The sequence below is a fragment of the Brevibacterium sp. R8603A2 genome (assembly GCF_023072605.1).
Taxonomy (GTDB): domain Bacteria; phylum Actinomycetota; class Actinomycetes; order Actinomycetales; family Brevibacteriaceae; genus Brevibacterium; species Brevibacterium pityocampae.
Genome location: NZ_JALLGN010000005.1, coordinates 63,310 through 78,042 on the forward strand (window position 1 = coordinate 63,310; position 14,733 = coordinate 78,042).

A 14,733-nucleotide genomic window follows, 5' to 3' on the forward strand; every position below is an offset into this window, starting at 1 on the left:
CGGTGCGCCGGCGAGTGCGCCCGGTGCGCCCGCGTCCGTGCCTGCCGGTAGCGTGGACGCCATGCCAGCGAATCGAGCCGCACCCGCCGTGCCCACCGGTGACGTCCGGGTCCGCGACGCCCGTCTCCACAACCTCCAGCACGTCTCCACGTCGTTCCCGCGCGGCAGTCTCGTCGCGTTCACCGGCGTCTCCGGCTCCGGGAAGTCCTCGCTCGCCTTCGGCACCCTCCACGGGGAGGCGCAGCGGCGCTACCTCGAATCGATCGCCCCGTTCGCCCGGCGCCTCATCGGCTCCGCCGTGGACCCGCGCGTCGAATCCGTCACCGGGATGCCCCCGACCGTCGCCCTCGAGCAGCGGCACACCGCCGGCGGAACCCGCTCGACGGTCGGCACGATCACCACGCTGTCCAACGCGATCCGACTGCTGTACTCCCGGGCCGGCGACCACCCGGCAGACGTCCTCGCCCGCGGCTCCGCGCTCCACGGCGGGCGCCTGACCTCGGACGCGTTCAGCCCCAACACCCCGGAGGGCATGTGCCCGCGCTGCCACGGCGCCGGCGTCCTCCACGAACCCACCGAGTCCTCGATGGTCCCGGACCCGTCGCTCTCGATCGCCGAGGGCGCGATCGCCGCCTGGCCCGGAGCCTGGCTCGGCAAGAACTTCCGCGACATCCTCCGCACCCTCGGCATCGACCTCCGCGCTCCCTGGGACTCCCTGCCCGCCGACACGCGGGAATGGATCCTCTTCACCGAGGAGCAGCCGGTCGTCACCGTCTCACCGGAGCGCGAGGCCGGCCGCATCCAGCGCGACTACCAGGGCAAGTGGTCCTCCGTGCGCCGCTATCTGCTGCACACCTACCACGACACGAAATCGGAGAAGACCCGGACGCGCGCCCTGCGCTACTTCGACACCCGCACCTGCCCCGTCTGCGAGGGCCACCGGCTCGGTGCCGACGCCCTGCGCGTGACCTACCTCGGCGAGCCGATCCCCGCACTCGCCGCCCGCACCGCCGCCGAGGTCCGCACCCGGCTCGCGGACCGGCTCGCCGCGCTGCCTGCCGGGGAGGGCACCCCGGAGGAGGAGGCCGAACGCATCCTCCTGCCCTCGGCGCTGCCCGTGCTCGACACCATCGTGCGGCTCGGCCTCGGCCACCTGTCCCTCGACCGGCCGGCGGCCACCCTGTCGGCCGGCGAGCTCCAGCGCCTGCGCCTGGCCTCCCAGCTGCGCTCCGGCCTGTTCGGCGTCGCCTACGTCCTCGACGAGCCCTCCGCCGGCCTCCACCCGACGGAGAAGGGCGTGCTCACCGAGCTGTTCGAGCGATTCATCGCCGACGGCAACTCCGTCCTCCTCGTCGAGCACGACATGGGACTCGTCGCCGGCGCGGACTGGGTGATCGACGTCGGACCCGGCGCCGGCACCGGAGGCGGCCGGATCCTCCACTCCGGCCCGGTCGCCGCGCTCGCGGGCGTCCCGGACTCCGTCACCGCGCGCTACCTCGGCGCCCCGCCTCCCGCGCCGCGCACCGCCGCCGAGGCCCGCACCCCCACCGGCCGGCTGCGGCTGCAGGGGATCACCGCGCGCACGCTGCGCGACCTCGACGTCGAGATCCCGCTCGGCGTGCTCACCGCGGTCACCGGGATCTCCGGCTCCGGCAAGTCCACGCTCGTCACCCATGTGCTCGCCCGTGTGCTCGCCGGACGGGTGCGCACCACCGTCGTCGGGGACGACGGGGACGGCGGCGCCGGGGCGGATGCCGTGCAGGTGCGCGGCGTCACCGGGGCGGAATCGGTCGACCGGCTCGTCCACATCACCCAGAAGCCGATCGGCCGCAGCCCGCGCTCCTGCCTGGCGACCTACACCGGCCTGTTCGACCGGGTGCGCCGACTGTTCGCCGACACCCCGGAAGCCGCGGCCCGCGGCTGGGGCGTGGGCCGCTTCTCCTTCAACGTCGTCGAGGGTCGCTGCCCGACCTGCGCGGGGGAGGGCCAGATCGAGGTCGAGCTCGTGTTCCTCCCCGGCAGCTACGCCCGCTGCCCGGACTGCCACGGCGCCCGCTACGCCCCGGACACCCTCGAGGTGACGTGGAACGGGCTCACCATCGCGCAGGTCCTCGACCTCACCGTCGAAGCCGCCCGCCCGGTGTTCGCCTCCGACGCCCGCATCACCCGCGCCCTCGATTCGCTCGCCGCCGTGGGGCTCGGCTACCTCACGCTCGGCCAGGCGGCCACGGAGCTCTCCGGCGGCGAGGCCCAGCGCATCAAGCTCGCCACCGAGCTCCAGCGCGCACCCCGCGGACACACCGTCTACCTCCTCGACGAACCGACCACCGGGCTCCACCCCGCCGACGTCGACCTCCTCCTCGCCGAGCTCTCCCGCCTCGTCGACCAGGGCGGCACCGTCGTCCTCGTCGAGCACGACATGCGCGTCGTCGCCGGAGCCGACCACGTCATCGACCTCGGTCCCGGAGCAGGCGAGCACGGCGGCCGGATCATCGCGGCCGGCACCCCGGCCGAGGTCGCCGCCGCCGGCACCGCGACCGGCCGCTGCCTGGCCCTGGGCGCGAGGACCGGAGACGCGCAGGCGGGAATATCCGGGGCCCGGCCCGCCGTTGCCCCTACCGACCCGACCGGCGCCGCGCCGGACGAGCACCCCGAACCCGACACCGTGGAGGCACCGTGAGAGCACCCGCCGACAGCACGAACCCCAAGTTCGCCGAATACGCGGCCCCCGAGCGGCTGGTGAGCACCCAGTGGGTCGCCGACCACCTCGACACCCCCGGCGTCGTCGTCGTCGAGAGCGACGAGGACGTCCTCCTCTACGAGACCGGGCACATCCCCGGCGCGGTGAAGATCGACTGGCACACCGAGCTCAACGACCCCATCACCCGCGACTACGTCGACGGTGCCGGATTCGCCGCCCTCATGGGGGCCAAGGGCATCGGCCGGGACCACACCGTGGTGATCTACGGGGACAAGTCCAACTGGTGGGCGGCCTACGCCCTCTGGGTGTTCACCCTGTTCGGCCACTCCGACGTCCGTCTGATGGACGGCGGCCGCGCCCTGTGGCAGGCCGAGGGCCGCGAGCTCACCACCGCCAAGCCCGAGCGCCCGGCGACCGACTACCCTGTCATCGACCGCGACGACTCGCGGATCCGCGCCTTCCTCCCCGAGGTGCTCGAGCGCATCGGCGGCGTCCCGCTCATCGACGTCCGCAGCCCCGACGAGTACACCGGTAAGCGCACCCACATGCCCGACTACCCGGAAGAGGGCGCGCTGCGCGGCGGGCACATCCCGACCGCCCGCTCCGTGCCGTGGGCCCGGGCCGCGAACGAGGACGGCACCTTCAAGTCCGCCGCGGAGCTCCGCAGCATCTACGTCGACGACCTCGGGCTCGACACGGACGAGGACGTCATCGCCTACTGCCGGATCGGTGAGCGCTCGAGCCACACGTGGTTCGTCCTCGAGCACCTGCTCGGCTTCCGCGGCGTGAAGAACTACGACGGCTCGTGGACCGAATGGGGCAACGTCGTTCGCGTGCCGATCGCGCGCGGCGAGGAGCCGGGGGAGGCCCGGACGTCGTGAGCGAGACCGCACCCCTGCCCGGCGGCCTGCAGGAGATCGCCGACGACTTCGCCGCGATGCCGGACCCGGACAAGCTCCAGCTGCTCCTCGAGTTCAGCCAGGAGCTGCCGGACCTGCCCGAGCGCTTCGCCGAGCACCCCGAGCTGCTCGAACCGGTACCCGAATGCCAGTCGCCGATCTTCCTCGTCACCGAGGTCGACGACGACCCCGAGCGCACCGTGCACCTCCACTTCAGCGCCCCGCCCGAAGCACCCACCACCCGCGGCTTCGCCGGCATCCTCCACGAGGGACTCGACGGCCGCCCGGCCGCCACCGTGCTCTCAGTCCCGGCGGAGCTGCCGCTGCGCCTGTCGCTCGAGGAGCAGGTGAGCCCGCTGCGGCTGCGCGGGATGAGCGGCATGCTCGCGCGCATCCAGCGCCAGGTGAGCGAGCGCACCGCTGCGGGGGCCGAATGAGCGCCCCGGCCCGACGCCCCCTGTGGGTGCTGCCCCTCGACCTCGTCCGCGGCTTCCTCATCGGCATGGCCGAGCTCGTCCCGGGCGTGTCCGGCGGCACCGTCGCACTCGTCACCGGGGTCTACGACCAGCTCATCGACTCCGCCTCGCACATGCTGTCCGCGATCAAGCGGCTCGTCGCCGGCCCCGACCGCTGGGCCGGGTTCCGGGCGGAGCTCGCGCGCACGCAGTGGCTGCTCATCATCCCGGTGCTCATCGGGATGGCCGCCGCGGTGCTCACCGCCGCCGGAGTGATGGCCCGCTTCGTCGCCGACCACCCCGAGGCCTCGCGCGGCCTGTTCTTCGGACTCGTCGCGATGAGCATCCTCGTCCCGGTCCTCATGCTCCCCTCCCGCGAATCGCCCTCGGCCGGCGCCCGGCTGCTCGATGCCGGGCTCGTCATCGGAGCCGCGATCATCGCCTTCGTGCTCATCGGATTCGCCGGCGGCGGAGCGCAGACCGACCCCTCGCTCCTCGTCGTGTTCCTCGCCGCCTCGATCGCGATCTGCGCGCTCGTCGTGCCTGGGGTCTCCGGCTCCTTCTTCCTCCTCGCCGTCGGCCTGTACTCGACGACGATGAGCGCGCTCGACGACCGGGACCTCGGCTACATCGCGGTGTTCGGTCTCGGCGCACTCGTCGGGCTCGCCTCGTTCGTGCGGCTCCTCAAGCACCTCCTCACCCGCCACCGCCGCCTCACCCTGCTCGTCATGACCGGGCTGATGATCGGTTCGCTCCGTGCCCTGTGGCCGTGGCAGTCGTCGGCCGGCGGCGATGAGAGCGCTCCGGGAACCCTGCTCGCCCCCTACGATCCCGTGCTCGGGCCGGTGCTGCTCGCGCTCCTCGGCGCCGCAGCGGTGGCCGCCCTCGTCGTGTTCGAGCGGAAGTTCTCGCCCACGGTCCACGAGATCGAGGCCGAGGAGGACGAGCGGGAGGCCGCTCGGCGAACCCGGACGGATGCCGCAGACGGTTGATCGCGGGCCGCGGGCAGGCGAGGATGGGGTCATGGCTGAAACCGCATTCAAATCGACACCCGTCCACACCTCCGGCGATCTCCCCGCCACCGGTGCCCAGGCCCCGGCGTTCGACCTCGTCGGCACTGACCTCGGCGCGGTGACGAGTGGATCGTTCTCCGGCAAGCGCCTCGTCCTCAACGTGTTCCCGAGCATCGACACCGGCGTCTGCGCCGCCTCGGTGCGCCGGTTCAACGAGCTCGCCGCCGGCCTCGAGAACACCGCTGTGCTCTGCGTCTCCCAGGACCTGCCGTTCGCGCAGGCGCGCTTCTGCGGGGCCGAGGGCATCGACAACGTCACCGCCGCCTCGGCGTTCCGCTCGAGCTTCGGCGAGGACTTCGGTCTCAGGCTCGCCGACGGGCCGATGGCCGGTCTGCTCGCCCGGGCCGTGCTCGTCCTCGACGAGTCCGGCACCGTGACGTACACCGAGCTCGTCCCCGAGATCACCACCGAACCGGACTACGACGCCGCCGTCGCAGCCCTGGGCTGAGATCCGCTCGCGATGCCCGCCGTGCCGGAGCCCCCGGGCACGGCGGGCATCGTCCATGTCCTGTACAATTGACCGGCGGCGTATCCTGCGTCGCTTGAGCCGCAGAGCCGAGGGTGCCGCATGACCGAACTCGATATCGAGCACGACCACAACCGGTACGAGGTCGACGAGCTCGTCGAACTCCATTCCAAGGTCAAGGTGCAGGCGGCGAAGGACGCCAAGGCCACCGCTCCCAGCGGTCCCGGCGGGATCCCGGCGTGGCAGGAGAACTACCCCTACGAGACCAAGCTGTCCCGGCGCAGCTACGAGCGCCAGAAGCGACAGCTCCAGGTCGAGCTCCTCAAGCTCCAGCTCTGGGTCAAGACCAACGACCAGAAGATCGCGATCCTCTTCGAGGGCCGCGACGCCGCCGGCAAGGGCGGGTCGATCAAGCGGTTCATGGAGCACCTCAACCCGCGCGGCGCCCGCATCGTCGCACTGAGCGTTCCCACCGAGCGCGAACAGTCCCAGTGGTACTTCCAACGCTACGTCGAGCACCTGCCCAGCGGCGGAGAGATCGTGTTCTTCGACCGCTCCTGGTACAACCGGGCCGGCGTCGAGCGCGTCATGGGCTACTGCGACCCCGCCCAGTACCTCGAGTTCATGCGGACCTGCCCCGAGTTCGAGCGGATGCTCGTCGACTCCGGCATCCACCTCATCAAGTTCTGGTTCTCCGTCTCCCAGGCGGAGCAGGCCGCCCGCTTCCAGGCCCGGTCCAACGACCCGGTCAAGCAGTGGAAGCTCTCGCCGACCGACCTCGCCAGCCGCGACAAGTGGAACGCCTACACCGAGGCGAAGGAGGCGATGTTCTTCTACACCGACTCCGCCCACGCCCCGTGGACCGTGGTGAAGTCGAACGACAAGAAGCGCGCCCGCCTCGAGGCGATGCGCTACGTGCTCTCGCAGTTCGACTACCCGGAGAAGGACCATCGGGTCGTCGGCAAGGTCGACAAGAAGATCGTCGGCCGCGGCAAGTCGCTCCTGGAAGCCGGCGAGGGCGAGTCGATCGGATCCTTCCCGAACCTGTGATTCCTGCCCCGCCGGGCACCGAGCCCCGGCCGGGTGCGAGCAGCTCGACCCGAACGGCCGTCGGAGGAATCCGGCGGCCGTTCGGCATCCCCGGATGCGTCACCAGAAGTGCACCCCACTCGTTCCGCTGTTCGGCGTGGACCCGCATGAGATCGCAGAGAGGTCGTCCCCATGGATCACGTGCGAACACCCCTGATTGGTGGATGCCGGCTCAGGGCTCCTCGGCGACCGCGGTGAGCTCCTGGATCTTCGTCATGTTGCCGACGAGCACGAGCTTGGAGCGCGCCCGCGACATCCCGACGTAGAGCATCTCGCGGGCGCGGGCGGGATCGCGGAAGCCGTTGATGCAGAACACGACGACGGCCCGCTCGAGCCCCTTGAAGCCGAGCACGTGGCCGTAGAACACCTGGGAGGCGGAGAAGAACCCGTCCCAGTAGGCGTCGTAGCCCTCGGTCTCGACGGTCTCCTTCTGCACCGGGTGGCGGCTGTAGGTGGTGAGGAGCGCGATGTCCTCCGGTTTCCAGTCGCCGCTCTCCAGCAGTCGCTCCACGGCGTCGTCGGCGGCTTCGAGAGCCTGGTCGAACGGCACATCGATCTGCTCCACCGGTTCCCCGCCGGGATTGCGGACGATCTGCGGCTCGTCGGACAGCCAGCCGAACGCCTCGGCCACGGTCTGCGCGTTCCTCAGGTTCTCGCCCAGGTGGAAGGGGTTCATCTCGATCGGGGCGTCCCCGTCGCGATCGAAGATCCGCTGCCGCTCGTCGGTGAAGACGTAGAGCACGCCGGCGTCCGGGTCGCGCAGGCACGACAGCACCGCCTCCCACCAGAGGTTGGAGAAGTCCTGGCCCTCGTCGACGACGATCGCGTCGAACAGCTCCGCCCGGTCGCGCTCGGCGGCGAGCGCGCGCATCCGGGTGGGGAGCTCGACCTCCCAGAACTGCGGGTCGTCGTCACCGGCGTGCTCGGCGCCCCAGCTCAGCGGCAGGTCGTGGAAGAGGCCGATGAAGGCCGGGCGCTCCGCTTGCGGCCACTGCGCGGTCATGAGCTCGAAGTAGCGTCCGAGCCCGCGGGAGTAGCACATGAGTGCCACCCGCTGCCCGTCCGCGGCGAGCTGCCGGGCCTTGATGAGCGCGAGGTGGGTCTTGCCGGAGCCGGGACCGCCGCTGAGCTCGGCGCGGGTCTGGTAGCGGAGCACGGAGAGGAGCTTCTCCTGCTCCTGTGTAAAGCGGTTCGCGCGGTCCTCGAGCTCGATCGCGGCCGAGCGCGCGTTCTCGATCGCGGCGTGCGTCTGCCGCAGCTGCTTGACCACGAGGGCGACGGCCGCCGGGCTCGGCGGGTCCTCGCGCTGCATGGACGTGCGCAGCACCGTGCTCATCGCCGCGGCGAGACCGTCGAGGTCCTGCTGGCCGACGACATGGCTGCGCGGCGCATCCGGCAGATCGTCCCACCGCGAGGTGTTCGTGTAGGGCAGGCACGCCATGTGGACGGTGCGGCCGGGGCGCACACTCATCCGGGGCCGGATCCAGTCGAGGAACGCGTACTTGCCCGCCATCGCCTGATCGAGCGGCGAGCGGCGCAGCGGATTGCCGCTCGCCGACCAGCGTCCGTCCTGCACCCGCACCTGACCGCCCTTGACCTCGAGCACGACGATCCCGATGCCCGGCCACAGGATGAGGAAGTCGATCTCGACGTCGGCGTCCGGGGTGGTGAGCCGCTGCCCGTGGATGATCACCGCGTCATCGGGCAGCTGGGTGCGGAGGCGATCGAGGACGACCTTCTCCGCGCCCTCGGGCTGGTCGTCACAGTGCACGGTCGGTCCCTGGGCCTGCTGATCCGCGGCGTCGCTGCTCATGGGCCCAGACTATCGGGGCGGCGTCACCGTGCGGCGCGATCACAGCGCGGGCATACACTCCGAGGAGACGACCGCGCCCGTCCCGAACACTCCACGGAGGCCCGCCATGACCGACTCGCAGAAGCCGCGCACCGTCGAGGAGTACCTCGCGAGGCTCGAATCACCCGTCAGGGAGTTCCTCGGAGAGCTCCGCGAACTCAGCCGCGAGGCCGCTCCGCACACGGAGGAGGGCCTCAAGTGGGGCAGCCCGGCCTACTGGACCGACACGATCCTGTTCCAATTCAGCGGGCACCGGCACCACGCGAACTTCGTGTTCACCCCCTCGACCAAGGAGGCGTCCGCCGCCGAGATCACGGAGTTCGCCGCGGCGAAGAGCTCGGTGAAGCTGCCCTATGACGCCCCGATCCCGCACGCGCTCCTGCGCCGGATGATCGCCCGCCGCCTCAGCGAGTTCGAGGACGACGGGGTGCGCTGGATGTAGCGGCGCACCATCGCCGGGTACGCCGCGGGGACGGCGGCCTCCGGTGTCACGGAATCGGAACATTCCGGATCTCCGAACACCGGTGCGGCTGGGTACGGTGAGTCCATGGCATCCCTCACCGACACCTGGCGCGCCCGGCTCGACCGCTCGGGGCGCGTCGTCATCACGACGGGCAAGGCCGGGCTCGGCTGCGTGTTCGGCATCGCGCTCGGCTTCACCGCCGCCGGCCTGCTCATGATCCTCGAATCGCCCATGTGGTCCTGGTCGTGGATGATCGGGATCCTGTCCGTCGGCTTCTTCGGAGTGCTCGGCCTCCCGCTGTTCGCCAGCCAGTTCGTCAACCCCGACCGGCTCATCGTCACCACCGACGGGGTCGAGCTCAAGCGCGGCTGGCCGAACTCCAAGCGCAACCTCGGGCGGCTCGCCTGGTCCGGCATCACCGGGATCGACACGGCCGAGGTGCCCGGCGGCAGCGGACGCACCACGGAGATGACCGTCATCCGCCTCACCCCGGCCGCCGCCGAGCACATCGCGGAGTCGGACTCGGAGATCCTGGCGTCCCTGCGCGCCACCGAGGAGAAGCTCATCGGCGGACCCGGCCTGTCCCTGCCGAGCACCCTGCGCGGAGGCGCCGAACCGCTCACCGCATTCCTCACCGAGGTGTGGCGGCGCTTCCGCTGAACCCGGGCCGCCTCAGGCGGAGTCGCCCGGGCGGTGCCCGGGGGCGTGCGAACCGGTCGGCCCGTCCCCGTCAGGGGACGGCTCCCCGGCCTGCGCGGGTGAGCCGGCGCGCGCCTCGGCGGCGGTTCCCCGGGCGCTGTCGGTGCTCGTGTGCACGTCGCCGTGCTTGCGACCGATCGGCAGCAGGTGGACGATGCCGACGACGACGAGGCCCCACAGCAGACCGAGGACGAGTGAGAAGAACGTGTTGATGAGCCAGGCGAGGATCGGACCGGCGACCGCGATGCCGGCGACGAGGCCCTCGATCCCGTGGACGAATGCGTACGGCGCGTGGAATCCGAGCTCGTCCATGCCGACGAGGATGATGTGGCCGCCCACCCAGAGCATCGCGAAGGTGCCGACGAGCGAGATGAAGTCGAGCACGTGCGGCATCCCGCTGACGAGCAGACGACCGAACTTCTGGGAGCCGGCCGAGTCCTTCTTCGCCATGTGGAGGCCGATGTCGTCCATCTTGACGATGAGGCCGACCACGCCGTAGACGAGCAGGGTGATGCCGATCGCGACGACGACGAGGATGATCGCGCGGCTCAGCAGCGTCTCGTCGGTGACCTCGTTGAGGGAGATCACCATGATCTCGCAGCTGAGGATGAAGTCCGTGGTGATCGCGCTCTTGACGATCTTGTCCTCGGCATCCCTGCCCTGCTCGACCGCGGGCTCGCCCTTCTCCGCATGGTGCCCGCGGATCTTCGCCCACACCTTCTCCGCGCCCTCGAAGCACAGGTAGGTGCCGCCGAGCATGAGGATCGGGGTGAGGATCCACGGCACGAACTGGCTGAGGACGAGGAGCACCGGGACGATGATGAGGAGCTTGTTGCGCAGCGAACCCTTGGCGATCCGCCAGATGATCGGCAACTCGCGCGAGGGCTCAGCGCCGGTGACGTACTGCGGGGTGACCGCGGCGTCGTCGATGACCACGCCGGCGGCCTTCGCGCTCGCCTTCGCGGCTCCGGCGGCGACGTCGTCGACGCTCGCCGCGGCGATCCGTGCGAGTGCGGCGACATCGTCGAGGAGGGCGACGAGACCGCCGCTCATCGGGTGCTCCGGCCGACGCGGCGGGAAGGCTGGGCAGGGGCGGTCGTGCAGTGCTGCGGCTTCGGCATAGGGTCATGCTAGACGAAGGAGGACAGATGTCTGCTGTGATCCCGTGCCCGTGCGGCGGAGTGCCTGCGGGCAGCTCCCTGATCGAGTGCTGCGGGCCGGCGCTCGCCGGCGAGGTGTGGCCGGAGACCGCCGAGGCGCTCATGCGCTCGCGCTACACGGCCTTCGCGCTGCGCGACGACGACCACCTGTTCCGCACCTGGCACCCGCGCACCCGGCCGGTGGATTCGACGGCCGATCGGACGACGCAGTGGCTCGGTCTCGAGATCGAGGACGTCACCGGCGGCGGACCGGAGGACGAGGAGGGCACGGTGACCTTCACCGCCCGGTTCCGCGACCTCATGGCGCAGGGCCGGATGCACGAGAAGTCGCGGTTCGTCCGCCGCGCCGGCCGCTGGATGTACCTCGACCCCATCGAGTGAGGCACCGACCGAGCACGGCAGTGAACTGAGGTGCTGACCTGAGGCACTGACGCGCTGCGTACTGCGCGGTATCCGAAAGGCGACGCGCAATTGCGCGCCGCTCTTCGGATACTCCGCAGTTGGGCGGGGAGGGCAGCGCGGGGACCGGCCACCGCACGCGAATGCCTCAGAGCGCGGGCGCGCGAGCGCCTCAGTCCGCACGCGAATGCCTCAGAGCGCACGCAGCTCGATCGCACGCACCTCAGGCGCGGCCGAGGAACTCCTGCCAGGCGGGCAGCTCGCGGCGGGCCTGCGACAGGCCGCGGCGGTGGCTCGCGGCGAGCTTCGCGAGGTCGCGCTCGCCGTTGCCCACCGGCATGACCTCGGGAGCGAACAGGTAGGCCTGCCCGGCCCGCTCGAGCTCGAGCAGCCGATCCCGGGTGTCGTTGTAGCGCTGCCAGCGGGTGAGGAGGGCCTCGGCGATCGCCGGGTGCCGGCGGAAGTACTGTCGGTAGAACCACGGGAAGCGCTGCGGGGCCTTGCGATACGCGCGCTCCTGGCTGAGCACGACGAAGAACTTCTCGTAGCCGTCCGCCTGGGCGCGGGACAGGGCGATGCCGCCGTCGGCCCCGAGCGCCCCGTCGACGTAGGTGCGCTCGTCGATCGTCACCGGCGGCATGATCACCGGCATCGTCGAGGAGGCGCGCACCCGCACCATGAGGTCGGTCATCTCCGTGACATCCGCGCGGGAGAAGAACACCTCGTCCCCGGTCTCCGCTTCGAAGGCGCCGATCCGGAAGTCGGCGGGATTGTCGGCGAAGGTCCGCCAGTCGAAGGGCAGCGCCTGGTCGGGCAGGCCGGTCTCCTCGTAGATGTACTTCGCGTTGAACAGGCCCTCGCCGCGGAGCATCGTGCGCACGTCGCCGAACCTCGGGTCCGCGGCGAAGTCGACGAAGGAGCGGCGGGCCCGCCGGGAGTCCTGCGACAGGTAGTTGGCGAGATTGCTCGCCCCGGCGGAGATCCCGGCGACGTAGTCGAACCGGATCCCTGCCTCGAGGAGCACGACGACGACGGCGGAGGTGAGCGAGGCACGCATCCCGCCGCCTTCGAAGATCAGCGCGGTGTCGGTGACGTTCGGGGCCAGCGGGCCGCCCGGCGCATGGTGCTCGGTGGTCGGCACCGGGGACGCCTGCGGCACGGATGCCGGTTCCCCGGAGTCCGGGTGTGCGGAGCCCGGTGCGTGATCGTCGGGGCCGTCGGTCACCGGCGGCGCCTGCGCCCGGTGCCGAAGATGCCGCGGGCGATCTCCCGGGCGGCGGTGCGGGTGAACTGCTTGAAGGCCTGCGATTCGACGACCTTCTCGAACATCGATTCCTGCGGAGCGGACGCCGTCTCCGCGCGCTGCCGGGGCGCGCGGCGGGGCGTCGGGATGCGGGTCGGGGTCTCCTGGCGGGTGGGTGCCGGCGGCGTGTCCGCGGGCCCCGGGTCCGTGGTCGAGGCGTCGGGGGTGCGCGGGGCGTTCGCCGGGCAGTCGGCCGGTTCCGGCTGCGCCTCGGCCTCGGAGTAGCGCCGGGTGAGGAGCTCGTGAGCGGACTCCCGGTCGATCGCCTCCCCGTACTTCGCCTGGAGCGGGGAGCCGGCGACCATCTGCTCCATCACCGGGGCGTCGGTCGGTCCCATGCGGGAGGCCGGGGCGAAGACCCGGGTCGGGGCCACCGGGGTGGGGGAGCCGTCGGGATCCATGACCGTGACGACGGCCTCGCCGGTGCCGAGCCCGGTGAGGAGCGCCCCGAGGTCGAAGTCGGTGATCGGGAAGGTCTCCACCGTGGCCTTGAGAGCCTTGGCGTCCTTGGGGGTGTGGGCGCGCAGCGCGTGCTGGATGCGCGAGCCGAGCTGGGCGAGCACCTCGTCGGGGACGTCCGTGGGGGACTGGGTGACGAACACGATGCCCACACCCTTCGAGCGGATGAGGCGCACGGTCTGCGCGACCGAGTCGAGGAACGCCTTCGAGGCATCGCGGAACAGGAGGTGCGCCTCGTCGAAGAAGAACACGAGCGCCGGCTTCTCCGGATCGCCGACCTCCGGCAGGGTCTCGAACAGCTCCGCGAGCAGCCACATGAGGAAGGTCGAGAACAGGGCCGGGCGGTTCTGCACCGCGGGCAGCTCGAGTATCGAGACGATGCCGCGGCCGTCCTCTGCGGTGCGCAGGAGGTCCGCGATGTCGAACTCCGGCTCCCCGAAGAACACGTCGGCACCCTGCGCCTCGAGGTTGGCGATCGACCGGAGGATGACGCCCACCGAGGCGCTGCTCACCCCGCCGATCGACTTGAGCTCGGCCTTGCCCTCGTCCGAGGTCAGGTGGGTGAGCACGGCCTTGAGGTCCTTGAGGTCGAGGAGTGCGAGACCCTGCGCGTCCGCGTAGTGGAAGAGCAGGCCGAGTACGGACTCCTGGGTGTCGTTGAGCTCGAGGACCTTCGACAGGAGAAGCGGGCCGAACGAGGTGACCGAGGCGCGCAGCGGCACCCCGGTGCCCTCCCCGCCGAGGGCGAGGAACTCCACCGGGCTCGCCGCGGGAGTCCAGTCCTGGCCGTTCGTCGAGGTGCGGGCCAGCAGCTTCTCGGAGCCCTCGCCGGGCGTCGCCATACCGGACAGATCGCCCTTCATGTCCGCTGCGAACACCGGCACCCCGGCATCGGAGATCGCCTGGGCGAGCACCTGGAGCGTCACCGTCTTGCCGGTGCCCGTGGCACCTGCGACGAGCCCGTGCCGGTTGAGCATGCCCAGCGGCAGGCGGACGCGGGCGTCGGTGACCACGGTGTCGCCGTCGATGGCGGAGCCGAGGTCGAGTGCGGGGACGTCGAAGGTGTAGCCGGTGCGGATGGCCTCGAGGTTCGCCTGGGAATCGCTCATGCGGTCATTCTGGCACAGGGCGCGGACACGGCCGAAGCACCGGACGCACCGCGGAACCGCGTCAGAACACGGCGGCGAAGGCGTCGGCGACCGCGTCGCCGAAGAGCACGAACTCGACCGACCCGACCCCCGGCCAGCGTTCGGCCGCACCGGCATCGGTGAGCACCCGGAGGGCGGCGCGGGCCACCTCGGCGGCGTCCCAGCCGTAGACCCCGGCGCCGATCGCGGGGAAGGCGAGCGTGCGCGCCCCGATCCGCTCGGCCTCGTCGAGCGCGGTGGCGAAGCACGATTCGAGGACGGCGACATCGGTCTGGCCGGCGTGCCGGTTCGGGCCGACGGTGTGGATGACCCAGCGGGCCGGCAGCGCGCCCGCTCCGGTCGCCACGGCCTGACCGGGCGGCAGCCCGTCCGGATGCGTGGTGGCGCGCAGCTCCTGGCACTCGGCGAGCAGTTCCGGGCCCGCGGCGCGGTGGATCGCGCCGTCCACCCCGCCCCCGCCGAGCAGCGAGGAGTTCGCCGCATTGACGATCGCGTCCGCGGTCGAGGTGGTGATGTCTCCGGTGCGCAGGGTGATGTCCATGGACCCAGCCTAGCGAGGGGCACGGG

General features: G+C 71.4%; 14 protein-coding genes. 9 read left to right on the top strand and 5 right to left on the bottom strand.

Going from position 1 to position 14,733, the window contains the following annotated elements; all coding sequences use genetic code 11:
* Nucleotides 1-61 precede the first annotated feature (61 nt).
* The 6 genes from MTQ12_RS06295 to ppk2 all read left to right on the top strand — a co-directional run bounded on the left by MTQ12_RS06295 (nucleotide 62) and on the right by ppk2 (nucleotide 6,644).
* Nucleotides 62-2,680: an excinuclease ABC subunit UvrA gene (locus MTQ12_RS06295; protein ID WP_247425200.1), complete on the top strand. Its 2,619-nt coding sequence runs from the start codon at nucleotides 62-64 to the stop codon at nucleotides 2,678-2,680.
* Nucleotides 2,677-3,582 carry a sulfurtransferase gene (locus MTQ12_RS06300; protein WP_247425202.1) on the top strand — a complete coding sequence of 302 codons (906 nt, stop codon included), beginning with the start codon at nucleotides 2,677-2,679 and terminating at the stop codon, nucleotides 3,580-3,582. The genes MTQ12_RS06295 and MTQ12_RS06300 overlap by 4 nt, the downstream gene beginning before the upstream one ends.
* Nucleotides 3,579-4,037: a SufE family protein gene (locus MTQ12_RS06305; RefSeq protein ID WP_247425204.1), complete on the top strand. Its 459-nt coding sequence runs from the start codon at nucleotides 3,579-3,581 to the stop codon at nucleotides 4,035-4,037. The genes MTQ12_RS06300 and MTQ12_RS06305 overlap by 4 nt, the downstream gene beginning before the upstream one ends.
* A complete protein-coding gene (locus tag MTQ12_RS06310; protein ID WP_247425205.1) occupies nucleotides 4,034-5,047 on the top strand; it encodes a DUF368 domain-containing protein in 1,014 nt (337 codons plus the stop codon). The genes MTQ12_RS06305 and MTQ12_RS06310 overlap by 4 nt, the downstream gene beginning before the upstream one ends.
* A gap of 31 nt (nucleotides 5,048-5,078) precedes the next feature.
* Complete coding sequence (gene tpx, locus MTQ12_RS06315; protein ID WP_137319315.1) at nucleotides 5,079-5,576, top strand: thiol peroxidase; 498 nt, start codon at nucleotides 5,079-5,081, stop codon at nucleotides 5,574-5,576.
* A gap of 120 nt (nucleotides 5,577-5,696) precedes the next feature.
* Entirely contained in the window at nucleotides 5,697-6,644 is a 948-nt protein-coding gene (gene ppk2, locus MTQ12_RS06320) for a polyphosphate kinase 2 (RefSeq protein WP_137319316.1), read from the top strand.
* A gap of 211 nt (nucleotides 6,645-6,855) precedes the next feature.
* On the opposite strand, the gene MTQ12_RS06325 is transcribed toward ppk2, so the two are convergent.
* Nucleotides 6,856-8,496 carry an NERD domain-containing protein gene (locus MTQ12_RS06325; RefSeq protein WP_247425207.1) on the bottom strand — a complete coding sequence of 547 codons (1,641 nt, stop codon included), beginning with the start codon at nucleotides 8,494-8,496 and terminating at the stop codon, nucleotides 6,856-6,858.
* Nucleotides 8,497-8,602: 106 nt separating this feature from the next.
* Between MTQ12_RS06325 and MTQ12_RS06330 the strand changes: the two genes are divergently transcribed.
* Together MTQ12_RS06330 and MTQ12_RS06335 are read left to right on the top strand one after the other, a co-directional pair.
* A complete protein-coding gene (locus MTQ12_RS06330) occupies nucleotides 8,603-8,977 on the top strand; it encodes a DUF1801 domain-containing protein (protein ID WP_247425209.1) in 375 nt (124 codons plus the stop codon).
* A 105-nt stretch (nucleotides 8,978-9,082) separates the two neighbouring features.
* Nucleotides 9,083-9,658 (top strand): hypothetical protein, encoded by a 576-nt coding sequence (locus MTQ12_RS06335; protein WP_137319322.1) that lies wholly within the window; start codon nucleotides 9,083-9,085, stop codon nucleotides 9,656-9,658.
* A 12-nt stretch (nucleotides 9,659-9,670) separates the two neighbouring features.
* Here MTQ12_RS06335 and MTQ12_RS06340 read toward each other — a convergent pair whose 3' ends face one another.
* On the bottom strand, nucleotides 9,671-10,750 hold the full coding sequence (locus tag MTQ12_RS06340) for a DUF808 domain-containing protein (RefSeq protein ID WP_247425210.1): 1,080 nt from the start codon (nucleotides 10,748-10,750) through the stop codon (nucleotides 9,671-9,673).
* A gap of 95 nt (nucleotides 10,751-10,845) precedes the next feature.
* Between MTQ12_RS06340 and MTQ12_RS06345 the strand changes: the two genes are divergently transcribed.
* Nucleotides 10,846-11,238: a YchJ family metal-binding protein gene (locus tag MTQ12_RS06345; protein WP_217494840.1), complete on the top strand. Its 393-nt coding sequence runs from the start codon at nucleotides 10,846-10,848 to the stop codon at nucleotides 11,236-11,238.
* A gap of 241 nt (nucleotides 11,239-11,479) precedes the next feature.
* Here MTQ12_RS06345 and MTQ12_RS06350 read toward each other — a convergent pair whose 3' ends face one another.
* The 3 genes from MTQ12_RS06350 to MTQ12_RS06360 all read right to left on the bottom strand — a co-directional run bounded on the left by MTQ12_RS06350 (nucleotide 11,480) and on the right by MTQ12_RS06360 (nucleotide 14,707).
* On the bottom strand, nucleotides 11,480-12,397 hold the full coding sequence (locus MTQ12_RS06350; protein WP_348983857.1) for a patatin family protein: 918 nt from the start codon (nucleotides 12,395-12,397) through the stop codon (nucleotides 11,480-11,482).
* Nucleotides 12,398-12,477: 80 nt separating this feature from the next.
* Entirely contained in the window at nucleotides 12,478-14,127 is a 1,650-nt protein-coding gene (locus MTQ12_RS06355) for a helicase HerA-like domain-containing protein (RefSeq protein WP_247425212.1), read from the bottom strand.
* A 61-nt stretch (nucleotides 14,128-14,188) separates the two neighbouring features.
* On the bottom strand, nucleotides 14,189-14,707 hold the full coding sequence (locus MTQ12_RS06360) for an O-acetyl-ADP-ribose deacetylase (protein ID WP_247425214.1): 519 nt from the start codon (nucleotides 14,705-14,707) through the stop codon (nucleotides 14,189-14,191).
* Between the last annotated feature and the right edge of the window lie 26 nt (nucleotides 14,708-14,733).